General features: G+C 71.0%; 12 protein-coding genes. 7 read left to right on the top strand and 5 right to left on the bottom strand.

The features are described from left to right. Position 1 precedes the first annotated feature (1 nt). Positions 2 to 2,170, bottom strand: a complete 2,169-nt coding sequence (locus ACFQGL_RS02955; RefSeq protein ID WP_377504898.1) for a Gfo/Idh/MocA family oxidoreductase — start codon at positions 2,168 to 2,170, stop codon at positions 2 to 4. 44 nt (positions 2,171 to 2,214) lie between these two features. Here ACFQGL_RS02955 and wecB point away from each other — a divergent pair, with 44 nt between their 5' ends. From wecB to ACFQGL_RS02970, 3 genes are all read left to right on the top strand, one after another. Beyond that, positions 2,215 to 3,381 (top strand): non-hydrolyzing UDP-N-acetylglucosamine 2-epimerase, encoded by a 1,167-nt coding sequence (wecB, locus tag ACFQGL_RS02960; RefSeq protein WP_377504901.1) that lies wholly within the window; start codon positions 2,215 to 2,217, stop codon positions 3,379 to 3,381. A gap of 133 nt (positions 3,382 to 3,514) precedes the next feature. After that, positions 3,515 to 6,622: a M14 family metallopeptidase gene (locus ACFQGL_RS02965; RefSeq protein WP_377504904.1), complete on the top strand. Its 3,108-nt coding sequence runs from the start codon at positions 3,515 to 3,517 to the stop codon at positions 6,620 to 6,622. Positions 6,623 to 6,715: 93 nt separating this feature from the next. Beyond that, the gene (locus ACFQGL_RS02970) at positions 6,716 to 7,642 is read left to right on the top strand and encodes an NAD(+)/NADH kinase (protein WP_377504907.1); all 927 of its coding nucleotides are present in this window, start codon (positions 6,716 to 6,718) and stop codon (positions 7,640 to 7,642) included. 22 nt (positions 7,643 to 7,664) lie between these two features. Here the strand turns inward: ACFQGL_RS02970 and pgm are convergent, their stop codons facing one another. After that, a complete protein-coding gene (gene pgm, locus ACFQGL_RS02975; RefSeq protein WP_377504910.1) occupies positions 7,665 to 9,308 on the bottom strand; it encodes a phosphoglucomutase (alpha-D-glucose-1,6-bisphosphate-dependent) in 1,644 nt (547 codons plus the stop codon). Between the two features lie 47 nt (positions 9,309 to 9,355). After that, positions 9,356 to 10,588, bottom strand: a complete 1,233-nt coding sequence (gene glgC, locus ACFQGL_RS02980) for a glucose-1-phosphate adenylyltransferase (protein WP_377504913.1) — start codon at positions 10,586 to 10,588, stop codon at positions 9,356 to 9,358. Between the two features lie 72 nt (positions 10,589 to 10,660). On the opposite strand from glgC, the gene glgA reads away from it, so the two are divergent. After that, positions 10,661 to 11,881, top strand: a complete 1,221-nt coding sequence (gene glgA, locus ACFQGL_RS02985) for a glycogen synthase (protein WP_377504916.1) — start codon at positions 10,661 to 10,663, stop codon at positions 11,879 to 11,881. A 55-nt stretch (positions 11,882 to 11,936) separates the two neighbouring features. Here glgA and ACFQGL_RS02990 read toward each other — a convergent pair whose 3' ends face one another. Continuing rightward, on the bottom strand, positions 11,937 to 12,707 hold the full coding sequence (locus ACFQGL_RS02990) for a nucleotidyltransferase domain-containing protein (protein WP_377504919.1): 771 nt from the start codon (positions 12,705 to 12,707) through the stop codon (positions 11,937 to 11,939). A gap of 105 nt (positions 12,708 to 12,812) precedes the next feature. Here ACFQGL_RS02990 and ACFQGL_RS02995 point away from each other — a divergent pair, with 105 nt between their 5' ends. Continuing rightward, entirely contained in the window at positions 12,813 to 14,063 is a 1,251-nt protein-coding gene (locus tag ACFQGL_RS02995; RefSeq protein ID WP_377504922.1) for an HNH endonuclease signature motif containing protein, read from the top strand. A gap of 161 nt (positions 14,064 to 14,224) precedes the next feature. Here the strand turns inward: ACFQGL_RS02995 and ACFQGL_RS03000 are convergent, their stop codons facing one another. Further along, entirely contained in the window at positions 14,225 to 14,923 is a 699-nt protein-coding gene (locus tag ACFQGL_RS03000) for a hypothetical protein (protein ID WP_377504925.1), read from the bottom strand. 317 nt (positions 14,924 to 15,240) lie between these two features. Between ACFQGL_RS03000 and ACFQGL_RS03005 the strand changes: the two genes are divergently transcribed. Continuing rightward, positions 15,241 to 15,468, top strand: coding sequence for a winged helix-turn-helix domain-containing protein (locus ACFQGL_RS03005; protein ID WP_377504928.1), 228 nt, complete (start codon positions 15,241 to 15,243; stop codon positions 15,466 to 15,468). Positions 15,469 to 15,543: 75 nt separating this feature from the next. Next, the gene (locus tag ACFQGL_RS03010; protein WP_377504931.1) at positions 15,544 to 16,329 is read left to right on the top strand and encodes a hypothetical protein; all 786 of its coding nucleotides are present in this window, start codon (positions 15,544 to 15,546) and stop codon (positions 16,327 to 16,329) included. The last annotated feature ends 140 nt before the right edge of the window (positions 16,330 to 16,469 follow it).

The following is a 16,469-nucleotide window of genomic DNA, read 5'->3' on the forward strand; positions in this document are numbered from 1 at the left end:
GTCACGAGGTGAGCCCGGCTCCCACGCTGCTTGCGGCCTCGACCTGCGTGGGCAGGTGTGCCGGGTGCTCCTGGATGCCGGCCAGGGCGGCGATCGCGGACAGCGCCGCTCTCGTCGTACCGATTGACGCTTCGAGCCCTCGTTGGTCGGGTGCGTTCCCGGCGATCACCGTGCGCACGTGGGCGAGCAGATCCTGGTGGCCCTTGCCGCCGGGTACCCGCTTCACCTCCCGACCGTCGATCTCCAGGCGTCGGAAGTCGTCGATCATCAGGGTGTGGCCGCGGCCGAGGATTTCCAGGCGTTCCTTCGGAGTACGCCGGTGCCCGCGGGTGGAGTACGTGATCGTCGCCGTGGACCCGTCGGGGTATCCGAGCAGGACACTCACGTCCTCTTCCAGGCCCGGTTCACCGCGGCCACTGCCGTACGCGTGCACGACCCGGGGCTGCTCGCCCACCAGCCACGACGCGAGGTCCATGAAGTGGCACACCTCGCCGCGGATGCGGCCGCCCTGGCGCCGGTCGTGGTACCAGTGCGAGCCGGGCAACTGCCCGGCGTTGACCCGGTAGGCGACGGTTATCGGCCCGGACCCGGCCTCCAGCACCTTCTTGGCGTGCACCACCATCGGCGCGTGCCGGCGGTTGAACCCGACGAAGAGGTGGCCCGGGTTGCGGTCGTACGCGGCCAGCACCCCGTCGAGCTCGTCCTGCGTCAGCGCGAGTGGCTTCTCCACGAACACATGTTTGCCGGCGTCGAGCGCCTGCACGGTCAGGCGGGCGTGCGAGTCGTGGCGGCTGAGCACGAACACCACGTCGACGTCGTCACGGGCGAGCAGGTCCTCGACGGTCGGCGCCACCACGGGGATGCCGTTGCGCTCGGCGGCGTGACGTGCGGACAGTCCCTTGGCGGACGTGATGGCGGCGAGGTCGTCGCCCCAACCCGCCGCCTTCAGAGCAGGCAGGAACGTCGCCTTGGCGTAGGTGCCGGCCCCGATCAGGCCCGCCCGCGGCGACACCGAGGTGCGGCGCGGCCGGTTCGAGACCGTACGTCGGACCGGTTCCGCCGGCGCCGAGTAGCTGAGCTGCACCGCGAGCGAGCGCGGGTCTGACGCCAGCACCTCGTACGCCGATGTCGCGCGCTGCACGTCGAAGACGTGCGTCACCATGTCGTCGACCGCGACCCGGCCACTGGCCACCAGGTCGAGGTACGCCTCGACGTTGCGCCGTGCCGTCCAGCGCACGTGGCCGATCGGATAGTCGACGCCCCACTCCTCGTAGGCCCGGTCATAGCGGCCGGGGCCGTAGCTGCGGGCGAACCGCAGATCCAGCTCGCGCTCGTAGAACCGCCGACGGTCGAGTTCCAGGCCGACGTCACCGACCACGACCAGCCGGGCGCGGTCGCGGGCGATCTCGGCGCTGCGCGCGACCGGCTCGGACGAGGTCGTCGCCGCCGTGATCAGGACCGCGTCGACGCCTCGCCCACGGGTCAGTTCCAGGACCTGTTCCGTGGTCGCCGCGCCGGCCTCCACCAGGCCGACCGCGCCGCCACCGCTGGCCAGTTCCGCCGTCCACGCGCGCAGGTCGATGCCGATGACGTTGAGCCCGGAGGCGAGCGCCAGGCGTACCGTCAGTTGCCCGACCAGGCCGAGGCCGACGACCGCGACCGTGCCGCCCAGACCCACCTCGGCCTGCCGCAGCCCCTGCAACGCGATGGCCGCCACCGCGCCGAATGCGGCCGCCTGGTCCGAGACCGCGTCCGGTACGGGCACCGCGAGCAGCCCCGGTACCGCCTGATACTCGGCGTGCCCCGCCGACGCCGTGGCCACGCGCATCCCGGGTCGGATGCCGTCGGTTGCCGTGCCGGCGGTGACGACGACACCCGTGGCGCTGTAGCCGAGCGGCATGTCCTCGTCGAGCCGGCTGCGCACCGCGGCGAGTGTCGAGCGGACGCCCCCGGTGCGGGCCCGGTTGACGACCTGGCGGACGAGATCCGGCCGTGCCCGGGCCTTGCGCAGCAGACTCGCCGATGCCAGCTCGCGTACGGCGCGCTCGGTCCCCGCGGAGAGCAGGGACCTGCGCGTGGCGACGAGCACCTCGGTGGCCCCGGGCTCGGGCTGCGGAACCTCGACGACCCGCAACTCGCCGCCGGACACGGATTGGACGATCTGCTTCACGCGGTCTGCCTGCCTTCGGGGGAGAAAGAGTCAGTCGACACTGTATGGCGAGCAAAGAGATCAAATTGGGTAACTTGTACGATTGGCGTGTCGCAGCTGATTCGTACATAAATTCCCCGAGGAGACCCATGCCAGCCGACGCCGTTCTGCACGTCGCGGGCGCACGCCCCAACTTCCCCAAGGCAGCGCCCGTGATCCGCGCGTTGGAGCGGTACGGCGTCCGGCAGCGACTCGTCCACACCGGACAGCACTATGACGAGCGGTTGTCCGAGGTGTTCTTCCGCCAGCTGGGCCTGCCCGAGCCGGACCTCAATCTCGGGGTGGGTTCGGGAAGCCACGCGAGCCAGACCGCCGCGGTCATGACCGGCCTGGAAGAGCTGATGGTCGCCGACCGCCCGGCGCTCACCGTCGTGTACGGCGACGTCAACTCCGCGCTGGCCGCGGCCCTCGTCGCGTCGAAGCTGGGCATCCCCGTCGCACATGTGGAGGCGGGCCTGCGCAGCTTTGACCGGTCCATGCCCGAGGAGATCAACCGTGTCGTCGTCGACCACGTGTCCGACCTGTTGTTCGCCACCAGCCCGGACGCCGTGTCGCACCTGAGCGACGAGGGCGTCGCGGCCGAGAAGGTCCACCTGGTCGGCAATCCGATGATCGACACCCTGCTGGCCAACCTGGACCGCTTCGACGTCGCCGGCATCCGTGCCGCGCTCGCGCTACCCGAGCGCTACATCGTGGCGACGCTGCACCGGCCGGGCAATGTGGACGACGCGGCCGACGCCGTCGACCTGGTGAAGGCGATGCACGCCGTCGCCGACCAACTGCCCGTCGTCCTGCCACTGCACCCGCGCGGCCGGCGTCACCTGGAGAACGCGGGCCTGCTCTCGCACCGCGCGCTGCGAGTCGTCGAGCCCCTGGGTTACCTCGAGTTCGTCAGCCTGGTGCGCGGCGCGGCGGTCGTCGTCACCGACTCCGGAGGCGTCCAGGAGGAGACGACGATGCTCGGCGTGCCCTGCCTGACGTTGCGACCCAACACCGAACGCCCGATCACGATCACCCACGGCACCAACCGCCTCGTCACCCGGTCGACGCTCGCCGAGGTCGTGGCGATCACGGTGGCCACCGGACGGCTCGCCGTGCGGCCCACGCCGCCGATGTGGGACGGCGCGGCCGGCGAACGGATCGCCGGGATCATCGCGGCGACGCTCAGGTAACCGACACCGCCGCGCCCGTCACGTCGGGCACCGACACCGACACGGTCAGCCACCTCTCGCCCATCGATCTATTGACATCGATTACGCCGCCCCGAAGGCTCGCGCCTACAGGTCCTTCACCCAAGGAGGCACGATGAGACCGAGACGACTGGCGATCGCCAGCGTGGTCACCCTGGTCAGCGCCCTGGCACTGACCGCACCGGCGAGCGCGCGGCCTCCGTCCGACCCGGGCGGCCGCGACGGCCTCGAGGTGTACGTCGGCACGCTCGACGCGAAGCAGCTCGACCAGCTCCGCGCCGCCGGAGCCGACCTCGGCCACGACGCCGTGGCCGACCCGGGTGGGCAGACCCGGGTCGAGACGGTGCTCACCCGACGGCAGGCGAAGCGACTGACCAGTGCGGGCGTACCCCTGTCGGTGAAGAAGGTGCGCGGCAAGGACGCGTCACAGGCGTTGCGGGAGCAGTCCGCCGCCGGCTGGTCGGCGTTCCGCTCGTACAGCGAGCCCGGCGGCCTGCGCGACGAGATCACCGCGACCGTCGCGCGCCACCCCGGTCTGGCCAAGCTCGAGACGATCGGCCGGACCCAGCAGGGCAAGCCGATCCTCGCGGTCAAGGTCACCAAGAACGCCCGGACGGTGCCGGACGGCCGCCGACCGGCGGTGCTCTACGGCAGCGCCCAGCACGCCCGTGAGTGGATCACGCCGGAGATGACCCGCCGGCTGATGCACCACGTGCTGGACAACTACGGCACCGACAAGGCGATCACCCGCCTGCTGGACCGGACCGAGCTGTGGTTCCTGCCGGTCGCCAACCCCGACGGCTACGACTACACCTTTACCCCGGACAACCGGCTGTGGCGCAAGAACCTGCGGGACAACGACGGCGACGGGCAGATCACCGCCGTCGACGGCGTCGACCTAAACCGCAACTACAGCTACAAATGGGGGTACGACAACGAGGGCTCCTCGCCCGAGCCCAACAGCGAGACCTACCGCGGCCCGGCGCCCAATTCGGAGCCGGAGACCAAGGCACTGGACCGGCTCTTCCAACGGGTCGGCTTCGAGTTCTTCGTCAACTACCACTCGGCGGCCCAACTGCTGCTCTACGGCGTCGGCTGGCAGGTCAGCACCCCGACCCCGGACGACGTCATCTACCAGGCGATGGCCGGAGACGACGCGCACCCGGCGGTGCCCGGCTACGACCCGGACATCTCCGCCGAGCTGTACACCACCAACGGTGACACCGACAGCCACGCCTCGGTGCGCTACGGCACGCTGGGCTTCACCCCGGAGATGTCGACCTGCGACAGCGCCGCCCGGGTCGACCCGGACGACGAGTGGCGCCCGGAGGACTGCGTCAGCGACTTCATCTTCCCCGACGACGAGGGCCTGATCGCCGGCGAGGTGGCCAAGAACCTGCCGTTCGCGCTGGCGGTGGCGGCGTCCGCGGCCGACCCGGACGACCCGGTCTCGGTGGTCGGGCGCAGCACCCCGGACTTCGTGGTGGACGCCTTCGACACCTCGTACGGGCGCACCCAGCAGGTCGCCTCGATCACCCGTCGGGCGCTCAAGGACGTCCGGATGCACTACGTGGTCAACGGCGGCCGGCCCAAGACCAGCAAGGTCCGCGAGTGGCGCGGTGGCGAGCGGTACGGCGACACCGGCGACGACTACTACGCCGAGTTGCGCGGCACGGTCACCGGCACGAAGCCGGGTGACCGGGTCGAGGTGTGGTTCACCGGGGTGAAACCCCGCTCCGGCCTGGTCGCCAGCGAACGCTTCACCTACCGGGTGCACGACGACATCGGCGGCGACGTGCTGGTCCTCGCGGTGGAGGACGTCACCGGGCTGAGCCCGGCGCAGACCGGCGGCACCGCGAAGTACGCCGACGAGGTCGCCGCGTCGCTGACCCGGGCCGGCCGGAGCAGCGACGTGTACGACTTCGACGCGCGGGGACGCAAGGCCCCGCACCCTCTGGGCGTGCTGTCGCACTACCGCGCGGTGGTCTGGGAGACCGGCGACGACGTGATCCTGCGTTCCCCCGGTCAGGTTCCGGGCACCACGGCCCGGGCCGCGCTGGACACCGAACTGGCCGTCCGGGACTACCTCAACGAGGGTGGCAAGCTGCTGGTCAGCGGCAAGAACGCGCTGCTCGCACAGGCCGCCAACGGCTCGTACGTGTACCACCCGGACGCGCCGCCGGAGTGCACCGACGCCGACGACGCCACCTGCCTGCCGCTGCTGAACGACTTCCAGCAGTACTGGTTGGGCGCGTTCACCTACGTCAGTGACGGCGGCACCGCGCCGGAGGGCGACCCGTACCCGGTCGCCGGCGACGGCCCCGGGTTCACCGGGTTCACCGGGCAGCTCAACGCACCCGGGTCGGCGCAGAACCAGGACCACACGGCGTCCTTCCTGACCACCTCGACGTTCCTGCCACCGGATGAGTTCCCGCAGTTCGCCAGCTCCGCGCCGGTGGGCTGGACCCGCCCGGGCAGCGCGCCGTTCGATCCGCGTACCGGGGAGTGGTACCTGTACAGCGGGCAGGCGGACGAGTCGTACAAGCGGCTCACCCGGACCGTCGACCTGACCGGGGCGAGCAGCGGTGAACTGCGCTTCTTCACCTCGTACGACCTGGAGGAGAACTGGGACTTCCTCTTCGTCGAGGCGCACGAGGTGGGCAGCGACGCCTGGACGACCCTGCCGGACGCCAACGGCAAGACCGGCACGGTCACCGGGGACAGCTGCGCCGGGGGCTGGGTGGAGCAGCTGCACCCGTTCCTCGGGCACTACCAGGGCGCCGACTGCTCGCCGACCGGGAGCACCGGTAGCTGGAACGCGGCGACCGGCTCGTCGGGCGGGTGGAAGGAGTTCGTGGTCGACCTGTCCGGTTACGCCGGCAAGCAGGTCGAGCTGTCGATCTCGTACGCCTCGGACTGGGGCACCCAGGGGCTCGGCGTCTTCCTGGATGACGCCCGGGTGCTGGTCGACGGCTCCGCCGTGGCGGACACCTCGTTCGAGTCGGCCGACCTGGGCGGCTGGACGGTGGCCGGGCCGCCGGCCGGCTCCGGCGGCAACTCCAACGACTGGGCGCGTAGCCAGCAGGCCTTCGAAGAGGGCTCCGTGGTGGTCACCGCGGACACCGTCTATCTGGGCTTCGGACTGGAGGGCCTGGCCCCGGCGGCCCGCGACGACCTGGTCGCCCGCTCGCTGACCCACCTCACCGGTCGGCCCCGCCACTGACCGACGACGGGGTGCGCCGGTGGTCCCCGGACCGCCGGCGCACCTTCGGGGTAACACCGGGCGCGGCAGACCCCGATGTGGTGAGCTGTACGGGTGTCGGGGCGGGGACTGGGACTGGTGCTGCACCCCACCCGGGATGTCACCGAGGTGGTCGAGATCATCGACCGGTGGGCCACGCGCAACCACAAGTCGCTGATGGTACGCGTGGAGGACCAGCACCGCGTTCCGGCCAGCGTCGAGCCGGTTCCGGCGGACGAGGTGGCCAGCCGCGCCGACGCGTTGATCAGCATCGGCGGTGACGGCACCATGCTGGGCGCGCTGCGCTCCGCCGTCCTCGATCCGAAGCCGGTGCTCGGCGTACACCTGGGTCGGCTCGGTTTCCTGGTCGAGGTCGAGCCGCCGGCTCTGCCCGACGCGCTGAGCCGGCTGCTGTCGAAGGACTTCACCATCGAGTCGCACGCCTGCCTGGCCTGCGACGTGTGCGGCGACGACGTGGTGGCGTTCAACGACATCGCGTTGGTCCGCCAGCCCGGCTCCGGCTTCGTCACCGCCACCCTCGCGGTCGACGGCCAGCGCTACGGCTACTACCGCGCCGACGCGGTGGTGGTCAGCACGCCGACCGGCTCCACGGCGTACAGCTACGCCGCCGGTGGTCCGCTGGTCTCCCCGGCGACGGACGCGGTGGTGGTGACGCCGGCGGCACCGATGGCCGGCATCTCCCGGTCGATCGTGCTCTCGCCGGAGGAGAAGATCCGGCTGGAGCTGGAGCCCAATTCGTCGGCGGTCGTGGTCGAGATGGACGGGTTGGTGTTCCGGGACGCGGCGACCGAGGGGGCCGTGGACATCAGCCTGCGCCGCAACGCCGGGTTGGTGGTCCGCTTCGATCCGCAGCGCCACCAGGAGCGCAACCAGCTCAAGATGAGCCTGCTGGACCTGCCCTTCCTTCCCGACCAACTCCGCGAGCTGCTCCCCGACGAACTACGACGCGAGAACCAACGGGAAATCCCACCCCGCTGCTGAGCGGGGCGACCGCGCGGCCGGGTCAGACCTGGCCGAGGACGTCGTCCACCAGGGTCTTGGCTTCCTGTTGGATCTGCTTCAGGTGGTCGGGGCCTCGGAAGGACTCGGCGTAGATCTTGTAGACGTCCTCGGTGCCGGAGGGTCGCGCGGCGAACCAGCCCGACTCGGTGGTGACCTTGAGGCCGCCGATCGGGGCGCCGTTGCCGGGGGCGTTGGTCAGCGTCGCCGTGATCGGCTCGCCGGCCAGCTCGGTGGCGGTGACCTGCTCCGGGGACAGCTTGCCGAGCACGGCCTTCTGCTCCCGGGTGGCCGGGGCGTCGACCCGGGCGTACGCGGGCGCGCCGAACCGTTGGGCGAGCTCCGCCCAGTGCTCGCTCGGGCTGCGCCCGGTGGTGGCCAGGATCTCGGCGGCGAGCAGGCAGAGCAGGATGCCGTCCTTGTCGGTCGTCCAGGTGCCGCCGTCCCGGCGCAGGAACGACGCGCCGGCGCTCTCCTCGCCGCCGAAGCCGACCGCCCCGTCCAGCAGGCCGGGAACGAACCACTTGAAGCCGACCGGCACCTCGAGCAGCGGCCGGCCCAGGTCGGCGGCGACCCGGTCGATCATCGACGAGGACACCAGGGTCTTGCCCACCGCGGCGGCCGGGCCCCAGCTCGTACGGGTGCGGAACAGATGGCCGATCGCCACCGCCAGGTAGTGGTTGGGGTTCATGAGGCCGGCATCCGGGGTGACGATTCCGTGCCGGTCGGCGTCGGCGTCGTTACCGGTGGAGATCTGGTACGCGGCGCGGGCGGCGATCAGCGACGCCATCGCGTTCGGCGAGGAGCAGTCCATCCGGATCTTGCCGTCGCCGTCCAGGGTCATGAACCGCCAGGTCGGGTCGACCGTCGGGTTGACCACGGTCAGGTCGAGCCGGTGCCGCTCGGCGATCTCGCCCCAGTACGCCACGCTCGCCCCGCCCAGCGGGTCCGCGCCGATCCGGATCCCGGCGTCCCGGATCGCGTCGATGTCGATCGCGGCCGGCAGGTCGTCGACATAGTTGGCGAGGAAGTCGTACTCCCCGGTGGTGTCGGCGGCCCGGGCCCGGGCGTGGGTGATCCGGCGGACCTCCTTGAGCCCGGCGGCGAGGATCGCGTTGGCCCGGTCCTGGATCCACCGGGTCACGTCGGTGTCGGCCGGCCCGCCGTTGGTGGGGTTGTACTTGAAGCCGCCGTCGTCCGGCGGGTTGTGCGACGGGGTGATGACGATGCCGTCGGCGAGCCCACTGGTGCGCCCCCGGTTGTGGGTGAGGATCGCGTGCGACAGCGCCGGGGTGGGGGTGTAGCCGTCCCGGCTGTCGACCAGCACGGTGACCCCGTTCGCGGCGAGCACCTCCAGCGCGTCCACCGCGGCCGGCGCGGAGAGCGCGTGGGTGTCCCGGGCGAGAAAGAGCGGGCCGTCGAGGCCCTGCTCCCGCCGGTAGTCGCAGAGCGCCTGGGTGACGGCCAGGATGTGGTCGGAGTTGAACGCGTTGCGCAGGCTGGAGCCCCGGTGGCCGGAGGTGCCGAAGGAGACCTGCTGCGCCGGGTCCGCTGGGTCCGGATGCTCGGCGTAGTAGGCGGTCACCAGGCGCGGCACGTCGACCAGGTCGGCGGGCTCGGCGGGCTGGCCGGCACGGGGGTGGGTCACGGGGGTCTACCTCCTCGATAGTGCGACGGACGACGGGGACCGGGTGGTCACGGCTCCACCTTCTGGCCCTTCCCGATCACCACGATGCCGTTGTCGGAGACGGTGTACCGCTGCCGGTCCTTCTCCAGGTCGACACCGATCTCGGCGCCCTCCGGGACGAACACGTTCTTGTCCAGGATGGCCCGCCGGATCACCGCGTGCCGGCCGATCTCGACACCTTCCATCAGCACCGAACCCTCGACGTGCGCCCACGAGTGCACCCGCACCTTCGGCGACACGATCGAGTTCTCCACCAGCGAGCCGGAGATCACCGACCCCGGGGAGACCATCGAGCCGACCGCCCGGCCGACCCGCTCACCCCACTGGTGTACGAACTTCGCCGGCGGCCAGGGCGGCTGCTCGGTGTAGATCGGCCAGTCGAAGTTGTAGAGGTTGAACACCGGGTGCACGTTGATCAGATCCATGTGCGCGTCGTAGAACGAGTCGAGCGTCCCCACGTCCCGCCAGTAGCCGCGGTCCCGGTCGTCGCTGCCCGGCACCTCGTTGTCCCGGAAGTCGTAGACGTTGGCCTCGCCCCGCTCGACGAGCATCGGGATGATGCTGCCGCCCATGTCGTGCTTGCTGGACTTGTCCTCCGCGTCGCGCTCGACCGCCTCGCAGAGCGCCCGGGTGGTGAAGACGTAGTTGCCCATCGACGCGTAGATCTCGTCCGGCGCGTCGGGCAGGCCGACCGCGTCGGTGGGCTTCTCCCGGAACGCCCGGATCCGCCGGCCGTCCTCGCCGACCTCGATGACGCCGAACTGGTCGGCCATCGACAGCGGCTGGCGGATACCGGCGACGGTGACCGCGGCGCCGGAGGCGATGTGGTCCTCCACCATCTGCCGCGGGTCCATCCGGTAGATGTGGTCGGCGCCGAAGACGATCACGTAGTCGGGCTGCTCGTCGTTGATCAGGTTGAAGCTCTGGTAGATGGCGTCGGCGGAGCCGGCGAACCACCAGGGGCCGCGACGCTGCTGCGCCGGCACCGGCGTGACGTAGTTGCCGAGCAGCGTGGACATCCGCCAGGTCTTGGTGATGTGCCGGTCGAGGGAGTGGGACTTGTACTGGGTCAGCACGACGATCTTGAGATAGCCGGCGTTGGCCAGGTTGGAGAGGACGAAATCGACCATGCGGTACATCCCGCCGAACGGGACGGCCGGCTTGGCCCGATCCGTGGTGAGTGGCATCAGGCGCTTGCCCTCCCCACCCGCCAGGACGATCGCGAGCACCTTGGCAGCCATGCCCCGACGCTATCCACCCGCGTCCCACTTCACCACTCGTACGGGGAGTCTTCTGCACTAGGGTGCGAGGTCATGACGGAACCCACCCCTCTGCGCGTTGACCTTCTCACTCGTGAGTACCCGCCGGAGGTCTACGGCGGCGCCGGGGTGCACGTCGAGTACCTGGCCCGGGAGTTGCGCCGGCACACCGACGTACGGGTGCACTGCTTCGGCCTGCCGCGCACCGAGCCGGGCGTCACCGCGTACGCCGAACCGCCCGGCCTGACCGGCGCGAACGCCGCGCTGCGCACGATGGGCGTGGACCTGGAGATGGCGGCCGGCGCGGCCGGCACCGACGTGGTGCACAGCCACACCTGGTACGCCAACCTGGCCGGGCACACCGCGAAGCTGCTGCACGGGGTACCGCACGTGCTGACCGCGCACAGCCTGGAGCCGCTGCGGCCGTGGAAGGCCGAGCAGCTCGGCGGCGGCTACGCGCTCTCCTCCTTCTGCGAGCGCACGGCGATGGAGGCCGCCGACGCGGTGATCGCGGTCAGCGCGGGAATGCGCCGCGACGTGCTGGCCGCCTACCCGCAGGTCGACCCGGACCGGGTCCGGGTGGTCTACAACGGCATCGACACCGTCCAGTACGCGCCGGACCGGAACACCGACGTGCTGGACCGGCTCGGCATCGACCCGGCCCGACCCAGCGTCGTGTACGTGGGAAGGATCACCCGGCAGAAGGGGCTGCCCTACCTGCTGCGGGCGGCCCGGGAGTTGCCGGCGGACACCCAGCTCGTGCTGCTCGCCGGCGCTCCGGACACCGCCGAGATCGCGGCCGAGGTCGAGGAGTTGGTCGCCGAACTGCGGGCCAACCGCTCCGGGGTGATCTGGGTGGCCGAGATGCTGCCCAAGCCGGAGGTGATCCAGGTGCTCACCCACGCCACCGTCTTCGCCTGCCCGTCGGTGTACGAGCCGATGGGCATCGTCAACCTGGAGGCGATGGCCTGCGAGACGGCGGTGGTGGCGACCGCCACCGGCGGCATTCCCGAGGTGGTGGCCGACGGCGAGACGGGCCTGCTGGTGCCGATCGAGCAGGCCACCGACGGGTCCGGTCAGCCGCTGGACCCGCCGCGGTTCGTCGCCGACCTGGCCGCGCGGCTCAACGAACTGCTCGCCGACCCGGCCCGCACCGCGCAGCTCGGCCAGGCCGGCCGGCAGCGGGCGGTGCGGCACTTCTCCTGGGACGCCATCGCCCGGCAGACCCTGGAGGTGTACCGCTCCGTTGGGGCAGCGGGGTCAACGCGCGGGTAGCGCAGGCCGCGAGCCCGCGGCCCGACGCCGACTCCGCCGGACCTTCACGGAAGCCTCAGCCATCCTCGGAGCTGAGGATGATGGCGCTGAGCTCGACAACGAATCTCCGCACGTCGTCGGTCCGACCGCTGTCTGTGTCGTGACCGTGCCCGTACCACCAGTCGCGTGCCCACTTGATGAGATGCGCCCATTCGGGGCAGACGCCGACTGTCTGGTCGGCGGCCTGCCGTTTGGAGAGTTGGCGGCCGTACCGAAGACGCTGCAGGGCGCGGCACATGGTGAGCACCGCGTACGACTGGGCCCCGGGCGTCGTCATCCGCATGACCCAGGTCGGCCAGTCGCGGACGTGGTCGAGCAGAGCCGACCGAACGAGACCGGCGTCGAAGGCCGGCAGCAGCGTATCGGCTGGCTGCCCCAGCAGGACCCGACCACTGTCGTGGACAGTGGACCAGGTCACGACGCGGTGCGTGGTGGCCTCCAGAAGGTGCAGTGATTCACCCGGACTGACGCGTGCGATCAGGCGATAGGGGGCGATGCCACCACCCGCCGCCTGACGCACAACGTCGATCGATACGTACTCCACCTCGATCCGGCCCGCCCACTGCGGGTGCCGCCCATCAAGGTTCGCGTGTAGTGCGGCGAGCACGTCGAGAAGCTGCTCACTCGGATCGGCGTTCAATACTGCGAGCAGATCAAGATCACTGCGGTCGGCAGCGAAGTCGCCAGCCACCAGTGAACCGTGCACGTACAGGCCCACCAGCCCGTCCTTCAGCGCACCACGCCAAGCGTCACGAAGATCGAAGAGAAGTGCCTCGGGCGATGCCACCGCATCATCCTAGGGTGGTTGGCGCCGCGAGAAACAGGCCAAGAGAGGCCCACACCAACACGATCGCGAAGCCAAAATGTCGTACACGTGTTCTAGTCTTTGCCGGTGATCGATGCGTTGGAGCTCGCGGAGACCGCAGTGGCGGCCTGCTTCGACGCGGCCACCTGGGCCGCCACCGAGCACGACCTCGTCGCGGCACTGGATGCCACGCACCGCCTTGAGCAACGCCTGGCCGCGGTCAAGCTGACCCTCGTGCGCGAGTTGGACGGTCGAGGCACCGCGACCGCGCAGGGCGCGTCCTCGACGGCGGTGTGGCTACGTGACCGGTTGCGTCTCGGGGTCGGCGCCGCCCGCCGCCTGGTCGAGCTCGCCGCGGTGCTCGACGCCGCCCCGGCCGGGGTGCGTGACGCCTTGACCGATGGGTTGGTCAACGTGGAGCAGGTCCGCGTCATCGCCGAGACGGTCGGGACCGTGCACACCGTCGCCGGAGCGCAGGCCGCCGACAAGGCCGTCGGTGTCCTCGTCGACTGGGCGGCGCAGTTCGACGCCACCCTGCTGCGCAAGCTCGGCTCCCGAATCCTCGACCACGTCGCCCCGGAGGTCGCCGACGCCGCCGCGCAGGTGGCGCTGCAGGCGGAGGAGTCGCGGGCCGTCCGCGACCGGCACGTCACCGTCAGCGAGCAGCCCGACGGTCGACTGCGCCTCACCGGCACCCTCGACACCGAGGCCGCCGCCCTGCTCCGCGCCGTCATCGACCCGCTCACCGCACCCGCCGGGCCGGACGACACCCGCACCCCGGGGCAGCGCCGCCACGATGCCCTGGCCGACGTCTGCCGCCTCGCCCTACGCGCCGGTGAGTTGCCCGAGCACGGCGGCGACACCACCCAGCTCGTCGTCACCACCAGCTACGACGTCCTGCGCCAGCACCTCGACGCCGGCACGCTCGACACTGGCGGGCACCTCATACCCGAGGCGGTGCGTCGCCTCGCCTGCGACGCGAGCATCCTGCCCGCCATCCTCGGCGGCACCGGTCAGGTCCTCGACGTCGGCCGGCAACGCCGTCTCATCACCGGCCCGCTGCGGCGCGCGCTGGTGCTACGCGACCGGGGCTGCGCCTTTCCCGGCTGCGACCGCCCACCCCGCTGGTGCGACGCCCACCACCTCCTGCACTGGACCGACGGCGGCCCGACCAGCCTCGACAACGCCGTCCTGCTCTGCGGCCACCACCACCGACACATCCACCACAGCGACTGGGTCGTCCAGCTCGGCGGCGACGGCCGCCCCGAATTCCGCCCACCCGCCTGGCTCGACCCCGACCAACTACCCCGCCGCAACCACTACCACCGACGCAGATAGCCAACGACCCAGCTGGCCAACCACCACGGCGGCCCGATCCAGGGCCCGTCCCGATGCAACCCCCACTGGGTAGCGCTCCCGTGTCCGAGGCCAGACGACGCCCGTCAAAGCACGCACGCCGCGGGTAACGCCCACCGGGTGACGCTTGCCGGGCGACGCCGTCAGGCGACGTGCAGGGTTGCGGCGAGCTGGGCCAGGCCGGCCGGGGCGGCGGCCGATCGCGCCACGACAGCAATCAGATCCCGTACCGCAGGCCGGTCGTGCACCTCGCTGCGGGCGGTGCGTTCCGCGCCGAGCAGCGTCCGGCCCGCCCGGAGCAGGTCGCCAGCCAAGGCGTACGCGCGGGCCACATCGAGCAGGTACGCGGCCCGGTGCTCGGGCGGCAGCCACCGCCACTGGTCACCGGCTACCAGCCGCTCGTGCCGTACCGTCGCCGCCGCGACGTCCCCGAGGTCCGCCTCGGCCACCACCCGGGCCGCCTCGACCGACGCGGGGTTGAATCCCTCGCTCCCGACTCCGATCTTGCCGGCGATCTCCGCGGCCTGGTCGAGCAACTCCAGGACGCAGCGTTGCTCTCCCCGACCGGTGGCGGCGAGCGCGGCCTGCACCAGCAGCGTTCCGGCCAGCGAATCGCAACCAGGGTTGGCCGGCATGATCCGGCGAGCGGCGATGACGGCCGTCTCCATCGCGGACCGTCGTCTGCCTCCGGCGCGCAGGGCCTGACTCAGCGGCACGGTGGCGACGGCGGCCACCTGCGGATCGTTCGTGGCCACGGCGACGGCCATCCCCCGGTCGGCGGCCAGCCAGGCCAGCTCCCCCTGGTCGAGTTTCACCAGCACCAGGGCGATGAGCCCGTACATCGAGACCAGCAGGCCATCGGTTGTCGGACCGGGGCGAGCGGCCTGTGCCGCACGGGCGGCGTCGAGCAGGCCAGGCAGCAGGACGAGCAGCGCAGGGTACCGAGCGTGCCGATAGCACTGGTCTGCGTGGTCCAGGCGGGCACGCAGCCCTTCGACGGCGGCCGGCCGGCTCGAACCTCGCCCGGCCCCAAGGGCGCTCCGCTGCTGACGAGAGGACCCCTGATGTCAAACCCAACATAGGACCCTAAGTAGCCACAGGATCCACGCCGAGTCGCATGCAGTGAGAGTCTGGACAGGCTGACGAGAGGTGGTTCACTATGCCCCGCAAGCCTGTCTACGAGCAGGTCGTCGATGACGTCACCGCGTCAATCCGAAGCGGCACGCTTAAGCCCGGCGACAAGTTGCCAACGATCGCCGAACTTGCCCGGCAATACAGCTCGTCCGACAATCCGATCAAGCGAGCTCTGTGGATCTTGGATGAGCGGGGCTGGATCGAGGTGCACCAGGGCAAGGGCTCGTTCGTGGCACCGGAACCGCCCGCCTGAGTGCGTGTCGGTCGCGGTGGCGGTCTCGCGAATATGGCTCGACGCGGCGATGGCCGGCCGCCACGATGCTGAGTCATGGCGGACGACAAGTCGAACAGGCCACCCCTCCTTGTTACGTGGGCAGAGGTCGACCCGGCGCGGCACCCGTTCGACCCGGTCGAGATGTCGGTGGCGGTCCGGGCGTTGGTCCCTCCGCCGCCTCCCCGGCCAGCCTTCCGCGACGGCCAGTGGGTTGGGGAAACAGAAGCCTTCGCCTGGGTTGAGTCCGTCAGCGTGCCCCTGTCCGGCCGGTTCGGCCCGTGGGCCTACCGCTGGTACTGGGGGCCCTGGGAAAGGGAGCAGTTGGGCTTTGTGACCGACCGCACCCCGACGCCCGCTGACGCGCCGGCTTTCGTCGCCGACTCGCTGCTGGCCTGGCGGCGCTGGTTGGAGAGCGTGGCTGAGCGTTTCGACCGGATTCTGCCGTCGCTCGATCCGGCGCGGGCCGCCGCCGCTGCCGACGTCGTCGCAGCCTGGGAGGCCGCCTTCGCACAGCTGATCACGTTCGCCGCGGCCCCCGTCGTCGAATACGACGACGACTGGCCGGGGTGGTGCGAGATCGTCCTGCGGTGGTTTCTCACGGCCACCGGCATGCCGCCGGAAAAGGCGCATGCTCTGCTCGACGGAGCGTTCGGCGAACGGCTCCACCGGTGGGTGCCGCTGACGGCGGTGGAGATCGGCGATGTCGCCGAACGGGTCGCCAGAGACGTCCTCAGCCCCACCGGGATCGTGCCGGCCGCCCAAGTCGGCAACTGGCCCGACACCTGGCCACAGGGCTGGCCGTCATGGCGGGCGACGAACATCGACCGGGGCGTGGGCTGAAATCCCGCAATACCTCCCCTAACGCACGGCAAGTGGTGTGCCGCCGAACTCATGATCGTGCTCGATCCAGGAAACAGTGGCCTCGCGGTGCAAACGAGGCACTACATCCGGGATCGAGCACGATCATGAGCCACACGCCG

The sequence above is a fragment of the Micromonospora vulcania genome (genome assembly GCF_042658605.1).
Classification (GTDB): Bacteria; Actinomycetota; Actinomycetes; order Mycobacteriales; family Micromonosporaceae; genus Micromonospora; species Micromonospora vulcania.

Bases quoted from the DNA above. Each gene is read 5' to 3' on its own strand.
- wecB (WP_377504901.1), top strand. From the start codon at position 2,215: ATGGCGAGCAAAGAGATCAAATTGGGTAACTTGTACGATTGGCGTGTC.
- ACFQGL_RS03010 (WP_377504931.1), top strand. From the start codon at position 15,544: ATGGCGGACGACAAGTCGAACAGGCCACCCCTCCTTGTTACGTGGGCA.
- ACFQGL_RS03000 (WP_377504925.1), bottom strand. From the start codon at position 14,923: ATGTACGGGCTCATCGCCCTGGTGCTGGTGAAACTCGACCAGGGGGAG.
- ACFQGL_RS03005 (WP_377504928.1), top strand. From the start codon at position 15,241: ATGCCCCGCAAGCCTGTCTACGAGCAGGTCGTCGATGACGTCACCGCG.
- glgC (WP_377504913.1), bottom strand. From the start codon at position 10,588: ATGGCTGCCAAGGTGCTCGCGATCGTCCTGGCGGGTGGGGAGGGCAAG.
- ACFQGL_RS02965 (WP_377504904.1), top strand. From the start codon at position 3,515: ATGAGACCGAGACGACTGGCGATCGCCAGCGTGGTCACCCTGGTCAGC.
- glgA (WP_377504916.1), top strand. From the start codon at position 10,661: ATGACGGAACCCACCCCTCTGCGCGTTGACCTTCTCACTCGTGAGTAC.